Here is a 1,917-nt window from a genome sequence, read left to right as displayed (position 1 = left end):
GCCCATGGCCTTGAACTTGGCGGCGAGCTGCTTGGTCTTCGGCGAGTCGACGGTGATCGAATCGACCACCGCGACACGGCCTTCACGGGCCAGCTGCGAGAAGATGGCGGCCATGCCGGCGCGGTACATCTTCTTGTTGACCTTGTGCGTGAAGTTCTCGTCCGGGCTGTTCGGGAAGATCCGGCCGCCCCCGCGCCACAGCGGCGACGAGGTCATGCCGGCACGGGCGCGGCCCGTGCCCTTCTGGCGCCACGGCTTCTTCGTCGAGTGCTTCACGACGGCGCGATCCTTCTGGGCGCGCGTGCCTTGGCGGGCGTTGGCCTGGAATGCGACGACGACCTGGTGGACCAGGGCTTCGTTGTAGTCACGGGCGAACACGGTGTCGGGCGCGTCGACCTTGGAGGTCGCCTGGCCTTGATCGTTGAGGAGCTCGAGTTGCATCRGTTGGCTCCCTTCTTGGCTTTCACCTTGATGCCGGGGCGCACGACCACGTGGCCGTTCTTCGCGCCCGGCACCGCGCCGCGGACCAGCAGCAGCTGGCGGGCTTCGTCGATGCGGACGACGTCGAGGTTCTGGACGGTCTTGGTGACATCGCCCATCTGGCCGGACATCTTCTTGCCCGGGAACACGCGACCCGGATCCTGCGCCATCGAGATCGAGCCCGGCACGTTGTGCGAACGGCTGTTGCCGTGCGACGCGCGCTGCGAGCTGAAGTTGTGGCGCTTGATGGTGCCCGTGAAGCCCTTGCCGATGGAGGTGCCTTGCACGTCCACCAGCTGGCCCACGGCAAACGTCGTCACCGGAACCTGCGCGCCGGGCTTGAAGCCTGCAACGACGTCGGCGGTGACGCGGAATTCCTTGAGGACTTCACCGGCTTCGACACCTGCTTTCGCAAAGTGACCGGCTGCCGGCTTGATGACGCGCGACGCTTTGCGCGCGCCGAACGCCACTTGAATGGCGTTGTAGCCGTCGGTGGCTTCGGTCTTGACCTGGACGACACGGTTGTTCGACACATCGAGCACCGTCACGGGAACGGCATCGCCGTCGTCCGTGAAGATGCGCATCATGCCCACCTTGCGGCCCAGCAAACCGACTTGTTCGCTAAGACTCATGAATATTCTCCAGCCCCCGCGCCACCCCCAACAACTGGGAGCGCTTGGAAGCCTTTGTTTGACATGCCCGACATCGATTGGCCGGGCTGACTTGGTGGCAACTCGCCCCGAGGGACGAATGCCGAACCGGCCCTTTTGGGCCGACTACTTCGGAAAGCCTGCGATTCTAGCCAGCTGCGGGCAAAGCCGCAACCACTTCCTCGCAGGCCTTGCCGATTACTGCAGCTTGATCTCGACGTCGACGCCGGCCGGCAGGTCGAGCTTCATCAGCGCGTCCACGGTCTTGTCGGTCGGATCGACGATGTCCATCAGGCGCTGATGGGTGCGGATCTCGAACTGGTCGCGCGAGGTCTTGTTGACGTGCGGCGAACGCAGGATGTCGAAACGCTGCATGCGCGTCGGCAGGGGCACCGGGCCCTTGACGATCGCGCCGGTGCGCTTCGCGGTGTCAACGATCTCGAGCGCCGATTGGTCGATCAGCTTGTAGTCGAACGCCTTCAGGCGGATGCGGATCTTTTGCTTGGTGGCCATAGCGGTTTCCTAAAAGAGCGTGCGGTCCTCGCGGACCGCGAAATCGATGGAGGGAGAGTGGCCGGCGGGCGCGGTGCCGAAGCACCCCACCCGGCCGACCGGTGACTCCACCTTATTCGAGGATCTTGGCGACGACGCCGGCGCCGACGGTGCGGCCGCCTTCACGGATGGCGAAGCGCAGGCCTTCTTCCATCGCGATCGGGTTGATCAGCTTCACCGTGATGCTCACGTTGTCGCCAGGCATCACCATTTCCTTGTCCTTCGGCAGTTCCAC

The 1,917-nt window shown here is 64.5% G+C and carries 3 protein-coding genes and 1 pseudogene; all 4 read right to left on the bottom strand.

Features of this window, described 5'->3' with window-relative positions; translation table 11 throughout:
- Positions 1 to 441: 50S ribosomal protein L4 (gene rplD, locus AC1D01_RS32560; protein WP_477873630.1), on the bottom strand; the 441-nt coding region annotated here is incomplete at its 3' end.
- Positions 442 to 443: 2 nt separating this feature from the next.
- Positions 444 to 1,112 (bottom strand): annotated as a pseudogene (gene rplC, locus AC1D01_RS32555) (50S ribosomal protein L3); the annotation flags it as partial.
- 216 nt (positions 1,113 to 1,328) lie between these two features.
- Positions 1,329 to 1,643, bottom strand: a complete 315-nt coding sequence (rpsJ, locus tag AC1D01_RS32550) for a 30S ribosomal protein S10 (RefSeq protein ID WP_047506357.1) — start codon at positions 1,641 to 1,643, stop codon at positions 1,329 to 1,331.
- Positions 1,644 to 1,755: 112 nt separating this feature from the next.
- The coding region (locus tag AC1D01_RS32545; RefSeq protein WP_477873631.1) for an EF-Tu C-terminal domain-related protein at positions 1,756 to 1,917 on the bottom strand (162 nt) is incomplete at its 5' end.

The sequence above is a fragment of the Rhizobacter sp. P3_B12 genome, assembly GCF_056402895.1.
Note: the sequence above shows the minus strand (reverse complement) of the source record. Positions and strands in the feature narration are given on the sequence as shown.

Coding starts and splice junctions, on each gene's coding strand:
- rpsJ (WP_047506357.1), bottom strand. CDS start 1,643: ATGGCCACCAAGCAAAAGATCCGCATCCGCCTGAAGGCGTTCGACTAC.